This is a genomic window from Pseudomonas sp. NFACC02 (assembly GCF_900110765.1).
GTDB lineage: Bacteria > Pseudomonadota > Gammaproteobacteria > Pseudomonadales > Pseudomonadaceae > Aquipseudomonas.
The window spans coordinates 66,593-83,416 of sequence record NZ_FOEO01000002.1 but is presented as its reverse complement, the minus strand read 5'-3'; the positions used below and the strand labels follow the sequence as shown (position 1 = coordinate 83,416).

Here is a 16,824-nt window from a genome sequence, read left to right as displayed (position 1 = left end):
TGACACGACGCAATCGCGGGCAGGCGCGCTCCTACACTGAGCGCTCAGGCGTTCAGGCTTTCAGGGTGGCCATGTCGATCACGAACCGGTACTTCACATCACCGGCGATCATGCGGCTGTACGCCTCGTTGATGTTCTTGATGTCGAGCATCTCGATGTCGCAGCTGATGTCGTGTTCCGCGCAGAAATCCAGGACTTCCTGAGTCTCGGCGATGCCGCCGATCAACGAGCCCGCCAGTACCCGGCGCTTCATGACCAGATTCGCCGCGTGCAGCGCGGGATCGACCGGCTCGATCAGGCCCACCAGAATGTGCACGCCATCGAAGCGCAAGGTTTCCAGGTACGGGTTCAGGTCGTGCTGCACCGGAATGGTGTCGAGCAGGAAGTCGAAGTGACCGGCAGCGGCTTTCATCTGTTCGGCGTCGGTGGACACAATCACGTGATCGGCACCCTGACGACGGGCTTCTTCGGCCTTGCTCGCCGAGCGGGTGAACAGCGTGACTTCCGCGCCCATGGCTTTGGCGAATTTGATGCCCATGTGACCCAGGCCACCCATGCCCAGCACGCCGACCTTGTCGCCCGCCTTGACGCCGTAGTGCTTGAGCGGGGAGTAGGTGGTGATGCCGGCACACAGGATCGGTGCGGCGGCGGCCAGGTTCAGTTTTTCCGGGATACGCACCACGAAGTGCTCGCTGACCACGATGCTGCTGGAGTAGCCGCCCATGGTGTTGGTGCCGTCGACTCGGTCAGGCGTGGCATACGTCAGGGTAGGGCCTTCGAGGCAGTACTGCTCGAGGTCCGCAGCGCAAGCTTCGCAGTGACGGCAGGAGTCGACCATGCAACCGACGCCGACCAGATCGCCGACCTTGTGTCGGGTAACGTTGGCGCCGACTTCGGTGACCTTGCCGACGATTTCGTGGCCGGGCATCAGCGGGTAGACGGCGATGCCCCATTCGTTGCGCGCCTGGTGGATGTCCGAGTGGCAGACGCCGCAGTACAGGATCTCGATCGCCACGTCGTCAGGGCGAGGGCTGCGCCGGTTGAAGGTCATGGGGGCGAGGGGAGTGGTGGCCGATTGGGCTGCATAACCGATAGCTGTGTACATGTGATACCTCGCATAAACGATACAGTGGAGGCGACCTATTTTCCCGACCCAAGCGGATGGCGGCCATGACCGATTCTCCGCCTGTCATGCCCATTCCTCCGAAGTTGCGAGGAGGGGTGATGCCTCGCGCCGCAGATCTGCGATGATGCCAGTGTCTAATCCTCTGTCTGGTCGCCCATGTCACTGACACTTCATTCCGATGCCAATGCCACGCTGGTGTCCCTGATCAAGCCGCTCGCGTCCCGTCCGGGATTCGTCGACACGCGCGTACCCGGCGTGCAGGCGATGTTCTGGGATTACTACGTTGCCAGCAGTCCGCAGATTTATGAGCCGAGCCTGGTTATCCTCGCCCAGGGCAGCAAACTCGCTCGCCTGGGGCCTCGAACCCTCGAGTACGGCGCTGGGCATTACCTGGTTCAGGCGTTATCGGTGCCTTTTATGTGCGAGACCTTCGCCACCCAGCAAGAGCCCATGTATGGCGTGGCGGTGTCGATCGATCGCACCGTGCTGAGTGAGTTGGTGCACGTCATGGGCGAAGCGCCGGACATCAGGGTCAAGCCTCAGACGCCGGAATCCATGACGTCCGCCGAGCTGGATGCGCCGATGCGTGAGAGTGTCGAGCGACTGTTGCGCAGTCTGCACGATCCCCTAGACAGTGAGGTGTTGGGGCAGGCGCGCGTCCGGGAGGTGCTTTACGCAGCGTTGCGCGGCCCGCAGGCGGGTGTGTTGCGGGCGCTGGTCGAACAGACAGGGCACTTCGCGCGGATTGCAGCGGCCTTGCAGCACCTGCGTGATCATTATCAGGAAGCGCTGAGCGTCGATGAGCTGGCCCGTTGCGCCAACATGAGCACCTCGACCTTTCATGAGCATTTCAAACGCAGCACGTTGCTGTCGCCGGTGCAGTACCTAAAGCGACTGCGTCTGTTGAAAGCGCAACAAATGCTCATCGGCGAAGGCATGGGCGTGGCGCAGGTCGCGCACAAGGTGGGGTATCAAAGCACGTCGCAGTTCAGTCGCGAGTACAAACGTTACTTCGATCGCAGTCCGGGAGAAGAGGGCGCCCAGTTGAGGGCTTCTGCGTGATGCTGTAAACGAATGCGGGAGCGCGCTTGCCCGCGATAGTGCCGTGTCAGCAAACTCATTCGTTGCAGACAGATCGCAATCGCGGGCAAGCGCGCCTACCGTTTACATATTCGGGTAGGTTGGCCCGCCAGCGCCTTCAGGGGTGACCCAGGTAATGTTCTGGGACGGGTCCTTGATGTCGCAGGTCTTGCAGTGAACGCAGTTCTGCGCGTTGATCTGGAAGCGCTTGGCACCGTCTTCCTGAGTCACCACTTCATACACGCCGGCCGGGCAGTAGCGTTGCGCTGGCTCATCGTATTTAGGCAGGTTGACGCTGATCGGGATGCTCGGGTCCTTCAGCTTCAAGTGGCAAGGCTGTTCTTCTTCATGGTTGGTGCCCGAGATGAATACCGAGCTCAGCTTGTCGAAGCTCAGTTTGCCGTCCGGTTTCGGGTAGTCGATCTTTTTCGAATCGGCTGCCAGCTTCATGCACGCGTAGTCAGGCTTGTTGTCGTGCAGGGTGAACGGAATCTTGCCGCCGAACAGGTTCTGGTCGATGAAGTTGAAGGCGCCGCCCAATACCGGACCAAACTTGTGGATCGCCGCGCCGAAGTTGCGGCTGGCGAACAGTTCTTCGTGCAGCCAGCTGCCCTTGAAGGCTTCGACATACGTGTTCAGCGCATCGCCGCCTTCGTTGCCGGCGAACAGGGCATCCGCCACCGATTCAGCGGCCAGCATGCCGGACTTCATCGCCGTGTGGCTGCCCTTGATCTTGGCGAAGTTCAGTGTGCCCAGATCGCAACCGATCAGCGCGCCGCCCGGGAAGACCATCTTCGGCAGCGAATTCAGGCCGCCTTTGCAGATCGCGCGCGCGCCGTAGCTGACACGCTTGCCGCCTTCCAGATACTGCTTGAGGATCGGGTGATGCTTGAGGCGCTGGAACTCGTCGAACGGCGACAGGTAGGGGTTGGCGTAGGACAAATCGACGATCAGGCCCACCACCACCTGATTGTTTTCCAGGTGATAGAGGAAGGAACCGCCGGTGTTCTCGGTGCCCATCACGTCCAGTGGCCAGCCGGCGGTATGCACCACCAGGCCTTGTTGGTGTTTGGCAGGGTCGATTTCCCAGATTTCCTTGAGGCCGATGCCGTAATGCTGGGCGTCGGCTTCGCTGTCCAGATTGAAGCGTTTGATCAGTTGCTTGCCGATGTGGCCACGGCAGCCTTCGGCGAACAGCGTGTATTTGCCGCGCAGTTCCATGCCAGGGGTATACAGGCCTTCTTTCGGATGGCCTTCACGGTCAACGCCCAGGTCACCGGTGATGATCCCGCGAACCACGCCATTCTCGTCGATCAGCGCTTCCTGAGCCGCAAAGCCCGGGTAGATCTCCACACCCAGGTTTTCAGCCTGCTGCGCCAGCCAGCGGCACAGGTTGCCGAGGGAAATGATGTAGTTGCCTTCGTTGTGCATGGTCTTGGGCACGAACGCACCGGGCACTTTGGTTCCGGCATCGGCACTGGTCAGCACATAGATGTCGTCGCCTTTGACGGGCGTGTTCAACGGTGCGCCGAGCTCTTTCCAGTCAGGGAACAGTTCATTCAGTGCGCGAGGTTCGAACACCGCACCCGAGAGGATATGGGCGCCCACTTCCGAGCCTTTTTCCACCACGCAGACGCTGATCTCCTGGCCAGCTTCGGCGGCCTTCTGCTTCAGACGGCATGCGGCGGAAAGCCCTGCGGGGCCGGCTCCGACGATGACGACGTCGAATTCCATAAATTCGCGTTCCACTGGCTATCTCCTGATCAAGGCTCAACGGGTATTTTTTTATAGGGGCTAAACCGACGCACGGTGACGGGCTGCCCGCGCATCATCTCAAAGGGGCGCATTATATCTACACCACCTTGCAGGTCCAATACAAACGTTTGTTTGAATCGGCTGAAACCCTGATAAATCATAGGGAGCCGGCTCATGACTGGCGTTTTTGTCGTATTGACCGGAATAGGCGATCCGGTCAAGATACGGGCGGTTTTGCGCTCGCCGTAGGCTGAACGTCAGACCGGAGAATGCCTCTAAAAGCAACGCGACGGTATGGGCGATCCCGTGGGATGCCTGCGCAGTGCAGGTGAGGTGCAGTTTACACGGCGGGTCACTGTATGGCTTGGATTGGCGGGACGGCGTGATTGTTTTTTGCCGAACTCACCGTTAAGCAACGCCGAATACGCTGTTTTCAGAGGTGTTCTTTACACTGACGTGTTCCCATCGCCGGGCAGGTCCTGGCGATTTCTTTTCACCGGAGAGTAACGAGGAATCCATGAAGGTTCTTGTAGCTGTCAAACGAGTGGTCGACTACAACGTCAAGGTTCGCGTCAAAGCGGATAACTCCGGCGTCGATCTCGCGAACGTCAAAATGTCGATGAACCCCTTCTGCGAAATCGCTGTGGAAGAAGCCGTGCGCCTGAAAGAGAAAGGCGTCGCGACCGAGATCGTCGTCGTGTCCATTGGCCCTACCACCGCTCAGGAGCAACTGCGCACCGCGTTGGCACTGGGTGCCGACCGCGCCATCCTCGTTGAATCCGCTGACGAGCTGACCTCGCTGGCCGTGGCCAAACTGCTGAAGGCTGTGGTCGATAAAGAACAGCCGCAACTGGTCATCCTCGGCAAGCAAGCGATCGACAGCGACAACAACCAGACCGGCCAGATGCTGGCGGCCCTGAGCGGTTACGCTCAAGGCACCTTCGCCTCCAAGGTTGAAGTGTCGGGCGACAAGGTTGCCGTGACCCGCGAAATCGACGGCGGTCTGCAAACCGTTTCGTTGAGCCTGCCGGCGATCGTCACCACCGACCTGCGCCTGAACGAGCCGCGCTATGCATCGCTGCCGAACATCATGAAGGCGAAGAAGAAGCCGCTTGAGGTCCTGACGCCTGACGCACTGGGCGTGTCGACTTCTTCGACCAACAAAACCCTCAAGGTCGAAGCCCCTGCTGCCCGCAGCGCCGGCATCAAGGTCAAGTCGGTGGCTGAACTGGTCGAGAAACTGAAAAACGAAGCGAAGGTGATCTGATGCCTATTCTCGTAATCGCTGAGCATGAAAACGGCGCAATCGCTCCCGCCACTCTGAATACCGTTGCCGCGGCTGCTAAGATTGGCGGTGACATCCACGTGCTGGTCGCTGGCCAGAACGCGGGCGCCGTGGGTGAAGCCGCCGCGAAAATCGCTGGCGTCGCCAAGGTGCTGGTCGCGGATAACGCCGCGTACGCGCATCAACTGCCAGAAAACGTTGCGCCACTGGTTGCCGAGCTGGCGTCCGGTTACAGCCACGTGCTGGCCGCTGCCACCTCAAACGGCAAGAACATCCTGCCCCGTGTGGCCGCGCAGCTGGACGTCGATCAGATCTCCGAGATCATCTCGGTCGAAAGCGCTGACACCTTCAAGCGCCCGATCTATGCCGGTAACGCCATCGCCACCGTTCAGTCTTCGGCTGCGATCAAGGTCATCACCGTTCGCGCCACCGGTTTCGACGCCGTTGCTGCCGAAGGCGGTTCCGCAGCGGTCGAATCCGTTTCGGCTGCACACGATGCGGGCAAGTCGTCCTTCGTCAGCGAAGAGCTGGCCAAATCCGATCGTCCTGAACTGACCGCTGCCAAGATCGTCGTTTCCGGTGGTCGCGGCATGCAGAACGGTGACAACTTCAAACACCTGTACGCACTGGCCGACAAGCTGGGCGCTGCGGTCGGCGCTTCCCGCGCCGCCGTCGACGCAGGCTTCGTCCCCAACGACATGCAGGTCGGGCAGACCGGCAAGATCGTGGCGCCGCAGCTGTACATCGCCGTTGGTATCTCTGGCGCGATCCAGCACCTGGCCGGCATGAAAGATTCCAAGGTGATCGTTGCGATCAACAAGGATGAAGAAGCGCCGATCTTCCAGGTGGCCGACTACGGCCTGGTCGCGGATCTGTTCGAAGCGGTACCCGAGTTGGAGAAGCTGGTCTAAACCCGCCGCCTGACTTATAAAGAGAACCCGTTCGTTTCGGGCTGTTCGAACCTGTTGATCATCCTTGTGATGATTGATGCGTTTCGCGGCACGAATGAGCGGGTTTTTTATTGGGCTGAAAAAAGGAAGCAGGCATGTTGTCGCCGAGGCAGACGTTGACGTCGCTGATCGCCGGGCTGGTTCTGCCGTCAACGGCAGCCGTTGCAGCGGGGAAATGCGAGCGACTGGTCGTCACTGGCAGTCCTGACGCGCCTCCTTATTTGTGGCGTGACCCGCAAGATCCGAAACATCTGATGGGCGCCAATGCCGACCTGCTCAAGGAGGCAGCGACCCAGATGGGCGTCAAGGTCGAACTGCTGTTTGCCGGCAAACGCAGTCAGGCGCTTGAAGAAGTGCGCTCTGGACGAATGGACCTGCTGGCCGACACGCCGCTGAATGCCGGTGAGCTGGACTCGCTGGATTTCATTCATCCGCCCATCGCACAAAACGAGATTATGGTCTGGACCCGTGTAGGGCAGGCGCAACCCTTCAACTCGCTGGCTGAGTTGAGCGGGCATGCGGGTGCGATGTCCGAGAAAACCCGCGTCACGCCGACTTTCGAGAACACCATCAAAGAGCATCTGACCCTGGCGAAACAGCCGAACCTGACTCAGGCGTTTCAGCAGCTGATGCTTGGACAGGCAGAGTTCGTGCTTGCCGGTCGTTACGCAGGCCTGGCGCTGACCCAGACCCTCGGGATGTCCAAAGACCTGCAGGCGCAACCACTGCCGGTCGACACGCCGGGATTGTATCTGGCGCTGTCGTTCAATTCGGCCTGCAACGATCCGTGGTTGCGCGGACAGCTGGCAAAAAAAATGACAGAATTGGCGGCTTCGGGCCGCTCCAGTGAAGCGGTCGCGCGCAACCTCGAGTTGTGGAAGGCTCAGTTGCAGCAGCCAGCCAGCACTCCCAATCAGTAGGAACGTTTTTTGAGCTTTCTTTTAAGATCCAGACCTTTACTCATTGTCATGGCTGTCACCTCTTTGGCTGGCTGTGCAAATGATCCTGCGCCAACTGAACAGCTCAAACTCACGGAGCAAGCCGTCGCTCAGGCGACGGCGGTCGGTGCCACCGATGACGAACCGGACATGGTCACGGCACAGTCGAAACTGACCCAGGCACGCGCGGCCATGGCCGAGAAATCCTATAAGACGGCTCGCATGCAGGCCGAGCAAGCGGAACTCGATGCACGACTGGCCGAAGCGCGGGTGCTGACCGAAAAGAGTGACGAACAGTTGGCACAAGTGAACGCCCGTCTGGATCGCTTGCGCAAACAATTGGGGGCGGCCCAATGAACCGCCTTCCTCGTGTAGTGAGTGTTTGCCTGTTGTTGGGCAGTGCCGGTCTGTACGGCTGCGCGGGCCATCAGAACAGCGAAAAGGCGTTGCAGAGCGCCAGTGCCGACTTCCAGAAAGTGAAGGGCGATACCAACGTGCTGCGCAGCGCCCCCAGGGATGTGATCCGGGCGGGTGAGCTGTTAGCCAGGGCCGAGCGTCTTTCCGGGTATGTGGGCAGCTCCGACGACGTGAGCCATTACGCCTACCTGAGCAGTCGCTACAGCGCCATCGCTACGGAGCACAGCCAGTTGCTGTTGAATCAGGAAAAACTCGCGCGCCTCGAGCTTGAACGCCAGCGGCTGCAGTTGGCTCTGCGCGAGGCCAAGCTTTCTGGTGCCCAGCAACAAGGTAAATGGGCCGAAGACCAGGTCATCAGTCTCTCGACCCAGCAGAACGAGCGCGGTTTGGTGATGACCCTGGGCGACATGCTGTTCGACACCGGGCGCGCCGAGCTCAAAAGCTCGGCTAACCGTACGGTGTTGAAGGTTGTGCAGTTCCTGCAATTCAATCCCAAGCGGGTCGTGCGTATTGAGGGTTACACCGACAGCACCGGCGACAGGCAGGAAAACCTTCAGTTGTCCCGAGATCGTGCACAAGCGGTTGCCGATGTGCTTTCAGACCTTGGCATCGAGGATGAGCGCATTCAGGTGGAAGGTTACGGCGACCAGTTTCCGGTTGACGTCAACACGTCTGAACGAGGTCGCGCGCTTAATCGCCGCGTAGAAATCGTGTTTTCCGATGAAAAAGGGCACCTCAGCCCCGCACGCTAAAAACATGTGTTCAGGAGCCCGGCCTTTCAGGAGTCCGGGCTTTTTTGTGCACGCAAACGGGCATGCGTGCCGCAAAAATTTATTGTTACACACAAGTATGACTGGCTCTGACGTGAACTGTCCCCGTACACTTCTCAACTGTGCCGGTGATCTTTTGCCTAGATCGCTACGCTGCCGCTCCGTCAGTCTGTTGAGCAGGCAGTCTGAAAGAGAGAAGTCGAGGGACGCGAAATGACCAATCTTCTGCTGTATCAACGTATCGCCCAGCAGTTGGCCGAGGACATTCGCCGGGGTGTTTATCAGCCTGGCGAGCGGGTGCCGTCCGTCCGAAAAATGAGTTCCCAGCTCAACGTGAGCCATGCCACGGTGCTGCAGGCGTACGCCAATCTCGAAGATCAGGGGTTGATACGCGCACGTCCTCAATCCGGCTATTACGTTCATCAAACACCTGCGCTGACGGCACCGACGCCTGATATCGCACGTGTCGAGCGGCCGGGCCTGGTCACTCGGGCCAGTATTATTCAACAGGTGCTCGTCGAGGCACGTCGGGAGGGCGTTTTTGCGTTCGGCGCGGCGGTGCCGCATATCGATTACCTGCCGCTGCGCGCGCTGCATCAGCAACTGGCCAAGGTCACCCGATTTCAGGCGCCGCGAGCCTTTAATTACATGTTCAGTCCGGGGTTTGAGCCGCTGCGCCGTCAGGTGGCGATTCGCATGCGTGATGCCGGTGCCGTCGTCGACCCTTCTGAAGTGGTGATTACACATGGCTGTGTGGATGCCCTGCAGATGTCGCTGCGTGTACTGACCAGCCCCGGCGACCTGATTGCTGCCGAGTCACCGACCTATTACGGGCTGCTGCAACTTGCGGATCTGTTGGGCTTGAAGGTGATCGAGATCCCCAGTGATCCCAACACCGGTATCAGCCTCGAGGCCTTGCAACTGGCCGCTAATCAGTGGTCGATCAAAGCGCTCGTGATGACCTCTCGGTTGAGCAATCCGCTGGGGAGCACGATGCCCGAAGAGCGACAGAAGCATCTGCTGCGTCTGGCATCGGACTTCGACATTCAGGTCATCGAGGACGATATCTACGGTGAGCTGATGTATGAGCAGAACAAGACCAAGGCGTTGAAGGCATTCGATCGCCTCGGGCGCGTGATCTACTGTTCGAGTTTCTCCAAGACACTGTCGCCGGGCGTGCGCATTGGCTGGATGATCGCGGGCAAGTATCAGGCGGAAATCCAGCGTTTACAGACGTTCAGTACCCATTCGGCGTGCAGTGTCACGCAAATGGCCGTGGCGTCGTATCTTGAAAACGGTGGTTACGATCGCCACTTGCGCTATATCCGCCAGGAACATCGCAAAAATCTGAGTGCGTTCCAGCTTGGGGTGCAGCAGATGTTTCCGGAGGGTACGCAAATCAGTCGTCCGGCTGGCGGTTTCATATTGTGGATCAGCTTGCCAGGCCGGGTTAATACGCAGGAGTTGCACGTCAGAGCATTGGAGCAGGGCATCAGCATCGCCCCTGGCCTGATCTTCAGCAACACAGAGCAGTTCAATCACTGCATTCGGCTGAACTGTGGTTTGCCATGGAACCGTGAGGCGGAGCGGGCGCTGATGACCCTAGGCATGCTGGCCAAACAGCTTTGTCAGGACGCTGGTCAGGCGTGGTGAACTCTCGCCTGTCATTGTTTTTCACATATTCAATGGGCTAGCTGGCACGGCGTTCACTTGTCAGCGAGCATGCAAAGAGCCAGCATATTGGCTTCTGCCTATTTCTGCCGTCTACGTTATGAAAACATTGCGATGTCTGGGTGTGCTATCGGTGCTGTTTCTGACGGCCTGTGATGCCGACAAGCCGCCCGCTCCACCCCCTAAAGTGGTCGCTACAAACGTCGTCTCGGCCCCGGGGGTCAAGACAGTCCAGGCGCCTGAGCCCGTAGAAAAGGCAGTCACGGCGCAGCCCCCTGTGCACGAATTGGCGCCGAACGTTTCTGCTGTGCGTGTTATTGCGGCGACGAAGGCTGAACCGCCGGCAGGCGACGCGCAAAAAAAATCAGTACAGCCCACCAAGGCTGCAGCGATCGAGCGGAAGACGCCCAGCGTGAACGCCAAATCCGCCAAGGTTAAGGCGGATAACGCCGAGGTTGCCCATCGTGCCCCGGTGGCTAGCAAGAGCAAAACGCCTGCGCAGGTGGTCAAGGAGACGAAGCTGCCGAAGCCAGCGCTCGACTTGAGTTTGCCCCCTGAAATGGTCAAGCAGATGACACCGCCTCCCAACGTCATTACCGCCGGAGCGAAGCCCAAGCCCTCGACGGGTGGCGCCCCGAAGCCGCTGCTGCCCAAGATGTTTTCCGACAGCAACAGTGACCCGGATTTTCAGCTGCAAGGCCGGCTGTTAAGTAACGAAATGCAGTTGCAGCTGCGCAATGAAGCGCGCAAAGAAGTTGAAGGTGCTGCCGTGGATTTCACGTTCAAGCAGTAACCCATCCTGACCGGGTTTCAATCCTTCATTTTCAAACGCGCGTTTTAGCGGTTAAGATCCTGTCATCTCTCATCGCCTCCCAAGAGGATGTTTCCATGGAATGCCGTCCGGGCTGTGGCGCATGCTGCATTGCGCCTTCGATCTCGTCGCCGATTCCCGGCATGCCTCAGGGGAAGCCGGCAGGAGAACGATGCCTGCATCTATCAGTCGACATGCTGTGCGGCATCTTCGGCCAGTCCGACCGGCCACTGGTGTGCAGTCAGTTTGCGGCGGATCCCGAGGTGTGCGGCGGCAGTTCGCAAGAGGCGATCCGGATACTGGGGTGGTGGGAGGAGGCTACGTCGGTCGCATGATGGCGGCAGCTCGTTCGTTCGCGACAACTGAACTTCAGACAATAAGGAATAAGACCATGGGTTCGCTGTACCGGATAGCATTTGGAATTGGCATGACTGTATCGGTCATCGGCGCTGTTCATGCCGAAGGTTGGACAGTGGCCAAGAACGAGGACGGCATCAAGGTATCGCTCAGCGATGTCTCGGGCTCGCAATACAAGGCTTATCAGGGTGTGACCACGATCAAGGCCAGCGTCGCGAAGCTGCGCAGTCTGCAGGAAGATGTTGCGGGCGCGTGTGCATGGATTCATGAGTGCAAGTCGCAAAAAATCCTGAAACACGAAGGCGACAAAACCTGGACCTACACGCAGTTCAATACACCTTGGCCCGTCACGCCGCGTGATTCGGTGCTGCAGATTACGACGGTCGAGGGGGCTGACGGCAGCTTGACCCGTAACCTGCTCGGTCAGCCGACGTACATCCCTGAGGAAAAAGGCTTCGTGCGCGTGGCGCAGGTGGAAGGATTCTGGAAGCTTGTGCCCAAGGGCCCCAATCAGACAGAAGTGACGTATCAAGTGCATACCGAACCGGGTGGCAGTGTGCCGTCATGGCTGGCTAACAAGTTCGTGGTAGATGCGCCGTTCAATACGCTTAAGGCATTGAAAGAGCGCGCAGAAAAGTAATTCCGGTACAGTTGTCCGGATGTAAAAAGGCTGCCACTGGCAGCCTTTTTACTTTCGGAAGGAGCGAGTCGCGAAGCGCTTACTTGCGTTCTGCGAGTGGAACGATGTCGCGAGAAACTTCGCCTGTGTACAACTGGCGAGGCCGGCCGATCTTGTACGGGCTGGACAGCATTTCTTTCCAGTGCGAGATCCAGCCGACGGTACGTGCCAGGGCGAAGATCACGGTGAACATGCTGGTCGGAATGCCGATGGCCTTCAGGATGATGCCCGAGTAGAAGTCCACGTTCGGGTACAGCGAGCGCTCGATGAAGTACGGATCGGTCAGCGCGATCTCTTCCAGGCGCATGGCCAGTTCCAGTTGCGGGTCGTTGGTGATGCCCAACTCGCGCAGAACCTCATCGCACGTCTGCTTCATGACGGTGGCGCGTGGGTCGCGGTTTTTGTAAACGCGGTGACCGAAGCCCATGAGCTTGAACGGATCGTTCTTGTCCTTGGCCTTGGCGATGAACTTGTCGATGTTCGACACATCGCCAATTTCGTCCAGCATGGTCAGCACGGCTTCGTTGGCGCCGCCATGAGCAGGGCCCCAGAGTGCGGCGATACCGGCTGCGATACAGGCGAACGGGTTGGCACCCGAAGAGCCGGCCATGCGCACGGTGGAGGTCGATGCGTTCTGTTCGTGGTCGGCATGGAGGATGAAGATCCGGTCCATAGCCTTGGCCAGCGTCGGGCTGATCGGTTTGATCTCGCACGGCGTGTTGAACATCATGTGCAGGAAGTTTTCCGCATAACTCAGGTCGTTGCGCGGGTACATCATGGGCTGGCCCATGGAGTACTTGTACACCATCGCTGCGAGGGTTGGCATCTTGGCGACCAGGCGAATCGCCGAGATTTCGCGGTGCTGCGGATTATTGATGTCCAGCGAATCGTGGTAGAACGCGGAAAGCGCGCCCACTACACCGCACATGACGGCCATCGGGTGAGCATCGCGACGGAAACCGTTGAAGAACGTCTTCAGTTGCTCGTGCACCATGGTGTGGTTCTTCACGGTGACAACGAACTGGGCTTTCTGCTCGGCAGTTGGCAGTTCGCCGTTCAGCAGCAGGTAGCAGGTTTCCAGATAATCCGACTGTTCGGCCAGTTGCTCGATCGGGTAGCCGCGGTGCAGCAAAATGCCGTTGTCACCGTCGATGTAGGTGATCTTGGATTCGCATGAGGCGGTCGACATGAAGCCTGGGTCGAATGTGAAGCGTCCGGTGGCGGTCAGGCCGCGTACGTCGATTACATCGGGACCAACGGTGCCGGTCAGAATGGGCAGCTCGACGGGGGCTGCGCCCTCGATGATCAACTGCGCTTTTTTGTCAGCCATGTGGCCTCCTATTTATGCTTCAAATCATCAGACAGGCCCCCCACGCAGGGCCCGCATCACTATAGTGAGATAAATTCTAAAGTCAATTTGCCAAAAGTCTTGTGCCAGAAGGCTTTAACGCGAGGTTTTCCTCGAATTTCCCTGCCATTTACGCCTTTTATTCCGCTAAAGCAATCAGCCATTAGGGGAGGGTCTGCGCGTTGTCATTAGTGGGCTAACTGTCTATACTCGATGCCCGACCGCCAGGGGCTCTGAGACCTGTTTTTCTGGGGGTCGCACTTCCTGGGTAGTGGGTACCTGACCAGTGCACTTCCCAACAACTTGCCCTGATTCCTAGGGGCTCTTCAGTGTGAAAAAAAGCCGTGAAAAGCCAACGACCTGTAAACCTAGACCTAAGGACCATCAAACTCCCCATTACCGCGATCACGTCGATCCTTCACCGCATCTCCGGCATCATCCTCTTCATCGGCCTCGCTTTCATGCTCTACGCATTGAGCGCGTCGCTGGGTTCTGAAGAAGGCTTCGCCGACGTGAAGGCGACCTTGACCAGTCCGCTGGCCAAGTTCATCGCATGGGGGCTTCTGTCTGCCCTGCTGTATCACCTGGTGGCCGGTATTCGTCACCTGATCATGGATACGGGAGTCGGTGAAACGCTGGAAGGCGGGAAGCTGGGCTCGAAAATCGTCATCGTCGTTTCTCTGGCGCTGATCGTTCTGGCGGGAGTTTGGATATGGTAACCAGCGTTACGAACCTGTCTCGTTCGGGCCTCTATGACTGGATGGCGCAGCGCGTCTCCGCTGTAGTGCTCGCGGCTTATTTCATTTTTCTGATCGGATACCTCATCGCGCACCCTGGCATCGACTACGCCACGTGGCACGCCTTGTTCTCCCACAACGCAATGCGCATCTTCAGTCTGCTCGCCCTCGTTGCCCTGGCCGCTCACGCCTGGGTGGGCATGTGGACCATCGCGACCGACTACCTGACTCCCATGAGTTTCGGCCAGTCCGCGACCGCGGTGCGTTTCCTGTTCCAGGCGGTATGCGGCATTGCGATGTTCGCTTACTTCGTCTGGGGTGTGCAGATTCTTTGGGGTATCTGATTCATGGCTAAAATTAATACCATCTCGTTCGACGCCATCATCATTGGTGGCGGCGGCGCAGGCATGCGCGCGGCGCTGCAGTTGGCCGAGGGTGGCCACAAGACCGCTGTGGTCACCAAGGTCTTCCCGACCCGGTCGCACACCGTTTCCGCTCAGGGCGGCATCACCTGCGCCATCGCTTCGGCCGACCCGAACGATGACTGGCGCTGGCATATGTACGATACCGTCAAGGGTTCCGACTATATCGGTGACCAGGACGCTATCGAATACATGTGTCAGGAAGGCCCGGCTGCGGTCTTCGAACTGGACCACATGGGTCTGCCGTTCTCGCGTACCGAAACCGGTCGTATCTACCAGCGTCCGTTCGGTGGTCAGTCCAAGGATTTCGGCAAAGGCGGTCAGGCGGCACGTACCTGCGCTGCGTCGGACCGTACCGGTCACGCCCTGTTGCACACCCTTTATCAGGGCAACCTGAAAGCGGGCACCACGTTCCTGAACGAGTACTACGCCGTTGACCTGGTCAAGAACCATGACGGCGCATTCGTGGGTGTGATCGCGATCTGCATCGAAACCGGCGAAACCATGTACATCAAGGCAAAGGCCACGGTACTGGCGACGGGTGGTGCGGGTCGTATCTACGCGTCGACCACCAACGCCCTGATCAATACCGGCGACGGTATCGGTATGGCATTGCGTGCAGGTGTTCCGGTCCAGGACATCGAGATGTGGCAGTTCCACCCGACCGGCATCGCCGGCGCAGGTGTACTGGTCACTGAAGGTTGCCGTGGTGAAGGTGGTTATCTGATCAACAAGCATGGCGAGCGTTTCATGGAGCGTTACGCTCCCAACGCCAAGGACCTTGCAGGTCGTGACGTTGTCGCCCGTTCCATGGTCAAGGAAATCATCGCCGGTAACGGTTGTGGTCCGAATGGCGACCACGTGATGCTCAAGCTCGATCACCTCGGCGAAGAAGTGCTGCACAGCCGTCTGCCAGGGATCATGGAACTGTCCAAGACATTTGCTCACGTCGATCCTGCGGTCGCGCCGATCCCGGTTGTACCGACTTGTCACTATATGATGGGCGGCGTTGCCACCAACATTCACGGTCAGGCCATGACCATGGACGCTGAAGGCAAGGATCGCGTGATTCCTGGTCTGTTCGCGGTCGGTGAAGTGGCGTGCGTATCCGTTCACGGTGCCAACCGTCTGGGCGGCAACTCGCTGCTTGACCTGGTCGTATTCGGTCGCGCTGCCGGTCTGCACCTGGAAAAAGCCCTGTCCGACGGTATCGAATACGCCGATGCCAGCGACACCGACATCGATGTCGCATTGAGCCGTCTGAACGCGCTCAACGAGCGCACCCAGGGCGAAGACGTCGCCACGCTGCGTCGCGAGCTGCAGAACTGCATGCAGAATTACTTCGGTGTGTTCCGCACCGGCGAATACATGCAGAAGGGTATTGCCCAACTGGCTGATCTGCGGGCCCGTATTGCCAACGTCAAGATCAACGACAAGTCCCAGGCTTTCAACACTGCCCGTATCGAGGCGCTGGAGTTGCAGAACCTGCTGGAAGTGGCCGAAGCAACCGCCGTGGCTGCGGAAGTGCGTAAAGAGTCCCGCGGCGCTCACGCCCGTGAAGACTTCGAAGACCGCGACGATGAAAACTGGCTGTGCCATACCCTGTACTACCCGGGTGAGAAGCGGGTTGCCAAACGTGCAGTCAACTTTGCGCCGAAAACCGTACCGGCGTTTGAACCGAAAATTCGGACTTACTAAGGGTGGCCGCTATGTTGAAAGTCGAAGTTTATCGCTACAACCCTGACACCGATTCGGCGCCCAAGACCCAGGTCTTCGACGTTGATACCGGTGGCAAAGACCTGATGGTCCTGGACGTGCTGGCGCTGATCAAAGAGCAGGACGAAGGATTCTCCTATCGTCGCTCCTGCCGTGAAGGCGTTTGCGGTTCCGATGGTATGAACATCAACGGCAAGAACGGCCTGGCGTGTATCACGCCGTTGTCATCGGTGGTGAAGGGCAACAAGCTGGTAGTGCGCCCACTGCCTGGTTTGCCGGTCATCCGTGACCTGGTCGTCGATATGAGCATCTTCTACAAGCAATACGAGAAGGTGAAACCCTTCCTGCAGAACGACACGCCGGCTCCGGCCATCGAGCGTCTGCAGTCGCCAGAAGAGCGTGAGAAGCTGGACGGTCTGTACGAGTGCATTCTGTGCGCTTGCTGCTCCACTTCCTGCCCTTCGTTCTGGTGGAACCCTGACAAGTTCCTGGGTCCAGCTGCATTGCTGCAAGCCTATCGTTTCCTGGCAGACAGCCGTGACACCAAGACCCAGGAGCGTCTGGCTTCCCTGGACGACCCGTTCAGTGTGTTCCGTTGCCGCGGCATCATGAACTGCGTAAACGTTTGCCCTAAAGGCCTGAACCCTACCAAGGCCATCGGTCACGTACGCAGCATGCTTCTGAAGAGCGGTATCTGAGTTCAAGGCAGCATCGAAGCATTTGTAGGTTTGTAAATGTTGTACCCGTAAACGCTGCGGCGCG

At 58.8% G+C, this 16,824-nt stretch carries 17 protein-coding genes; 14 read left to right on the top strand and 3 right to left on the bottom strand.

Translation table 11 applies throughout. The annotated features are described in order from the left end of the window. Nucleotides 1-52: 52 nt before the first annotated feature. Nucleotides 53-1,105, bottom strand: a complete 1,053-nt coding sequence (locus BMY73_RS02515) for an NAD(P)-dependent alcohol dehydrogenase (RefSeq protein WP_092404817.1) — start codon at nt 1,103-1,105, stop codon at nt 53-55. Between the two features lie 177 nt (nt 1,106-1,282). Between BMY73_RS02515 and BMY73_RS02510 the strand changes: the two genes are divergently transcribed. Beyond that, complete coding sequence (locus BMY73_RS02510) at nt 1,283-2,188, top strand: AraC family transcriptional regulator (RefSeq protein ID WP_092404815.1); 906 nt, start codon at nt 1,283-1,285, stop codon at nt 2,186-2,188. A 102-nt stretch (nt 2,189-2,290) separates the two neighbouring features. On the opposite strand, the gene BMY73_RS02505 is transcribed toward BMY73_RS02510, so the two are convergent. Further along, a complete protein-coding gene (locus tag BMY73_RS02505) occupies nt 2,291-3,955 on the bottom strand; it encodes an electron transfer flavoprotein-ubiquinone oxidoreductase (protein ID WP_092404813.1) in 1,665 nt (554 codons plus the stop codon). Nucleotides 3,956-4,478: 523 nt separating this feature from the next. On the opposite strand from BMY73_RS02505, the gene BMY73_RS02500 reads away from it, so the two are divergent. The 9 genes from BMY73_RS02500 to BMY73_RS02460 all read left to right on the top strand — a co-directional run bounded on the left by BMY73_RS02500 (nt 4,479) and on the right by BMY73_RS02460 (nt 11,800). Next, nucleotides 4,479-5,228 (top strand): electron transfer flavoprotein subunit beta/FixA family protein, encoded by a 750-nt coding sequence (locus BMY73_RS02500; RefSeq protein WP_062381055.1) that lies wholly within the window; start codon nt 4,479-4,481, stop codon nt 5,226-5,228. Continuing rightward, entirely contained in the window at nt 5,228-6,157 is a 930-nt protein-coding gene (locus tag BMY73_RS02495) for an electron transfer flavoprotein subunit alpha/FixB family protein (protein WP_062381057.1), read from the top strand. Before BMY73_RS02500 ends, BMY73_RS02495 begins: the two co-directional genes overlap by 1 nt. Before the next feature lie 137 nt (nt 6,158-6,294). Further along, nucleotides 6,295-7,116, top strand: a complete 822-nt coding sequence (locus BMY73_RS02490; RefSeq protein WP_092405123.1) for a substrate-binding periplasmic protein — start codon at nt 6,295-6,297, stop codon at nt 7,114-7,116. A 48-nt stretch (nt 7,117-7,164) separates the two neighbouring features. Beyond that, nucleotides 7,165-7,491, top strand: coding sequence for a DUF4398 domain-containing protein (locus tag BMY73_RS02485; RefSeq protein WP_062381060.1), 327 nt, complete (start codon nt 7,165-7,167; stop codon nt 7,489-7,491). Further along, nucleotides 7,488-8,303: an OmpA family protein gene (locus BMY73_RS02480; RefSeq protein WP_062381062.1), complete on the top strand. Its 816-nt coding sequence runs from the start codon at nt 7,488-7,490 to the stop codon at nt 8,301-8,303. Before BMY73_RS02485 ends, BMY73_RS02480 begins: the two co-directional genes overlap by 4 nt. Nucleotides 8,304-8,534: 231 nt before the next feature. Beyond that, on the top strand, nt 8,535-9,974 hold the full coding sequence (locus BMY73_RS02475) for an aminotransferase-like domain-containing protein (protein WP_062381063.1): 1,440 nt from the start codon (nt 8,535-8,537) through the stop codon (nt 9,972-9,974). A gap of 295 nt (nt 9,975-10,269) precedes the next feature. Further along, nucleotides 10,270-10,785, top strand: a complete 516-nt coding sequence (locus tag BMY73_RS02470; RefSeq protein WP_092404811.1) for a hypothetical protein — start codon at nt 10,270-10,272, stop codon at nt 10,783-10,785. Nucleotides 10,786-10,880: 95 nt separating this feature from the next. Beyond that, nucleotides 10,881-11,138, top strand: a complete 258-nt coding sequence (locus tag BMY73_RS02465) for a YkgJ family cysteine cluster protein (RefSeq protein ID WP_092404809.1) — start codon at nt 10,881-10,883, stop codon at nt 11,136-11,138. A gap of 56 nt (nt 11,139-11,194) precedes the next feature. Continuing rightward, nucleotides 11,195-11,800 (top strand): START domain-containing protein, encoded by a 606-nt coding sequence (locus tag BMY73_RS02460; RefSeq protein ID WP_092404807.1) that lies wholly within the window; start codon nt 11,195-11,197, stop codon nt 11,798-11,800. A 79-nt stretch (nt 11,801-11,879) separates the two neighbouring features. Here BMY73_RS02460 and gltA read toward each other — a convergent pair whose 3' ends face one another. Continuing rightward, on the bottom strand, nt 11,880-13,169 hold the full coding sequence (gltA, locus tag BMY73_RS02455; protein ID WP_062381071.1) for a citrate synthase: 1,290 nt from the start codon (nt 13,167-13,169) through the stop codon (nt 11,880-11,882). A gap of 362 nt (nt 13,170-13,531) precedes the next feature. Between gltA and sdhC the strand changes: the two genes are divergently transcribed. Genes sdhC through BMY73_RS02435 form a run of 4 tightly spaced genes read left to right on the top strand, consistent with a single transcriptional unit; the run spans nt 13,532 to nt 16,760 of the window. Continuing rightward, nucleotides 13,532-13,906, top strand: a complete 375-nt coding sequence (gene sdhC, locus BMY73_RS02450) for a succinate dehydrogenase, cytochrome b556 subunit (RefSeq protein WP_062381073.1) — start codon at nt 13,532-13,534, stop codon at nt 13,904-13,906. Beyond that, a complete protein-coding gene (gene sdhD / locus BMY73_RS02445) occupies nt 13,900-14,268 on the top strand; it encodes a succinate dehydrogenase, hydrophobic membrane anchor protein (protein ID WP_062381075.1) in 369 nt (122 codons plus the stop codon). Before sdhC ends, sdhD begins: the two co-directional genes overlap by 7 nt. A 3-nt stretch (nt 14,269-14,271) precedes the next feature. After that, nucleotides 14,272-16,044 carry a succinate dehydrogenase flavoprotein subunit gene (gene sdhA / locus BMY73_RS02440; RefSeq protein WP_062381077.1) on the top strand — a complete coding sequence of 591 codons (1,773 nt, stop codon included), beginning with the start codon at nt 14,272-14,274 and terminating at the stop codon, nt 16,042-16,044. An 11-nt stretch (nt 16,045-16,055) separates the two neighbouring features. Further along, a complete protein-coding gene (locus tag BMY73_RS02435; RefSeq protein WP_062381079.1) occupies nt 16,056-16,760 on the top strand; it encodes a succinate dehydrogenase iron-sulfur subunit in 705 nt (234 codons plus the stop codon). Nucleotides 16,761-16,824: the final 64 nt, after the last annotated feature.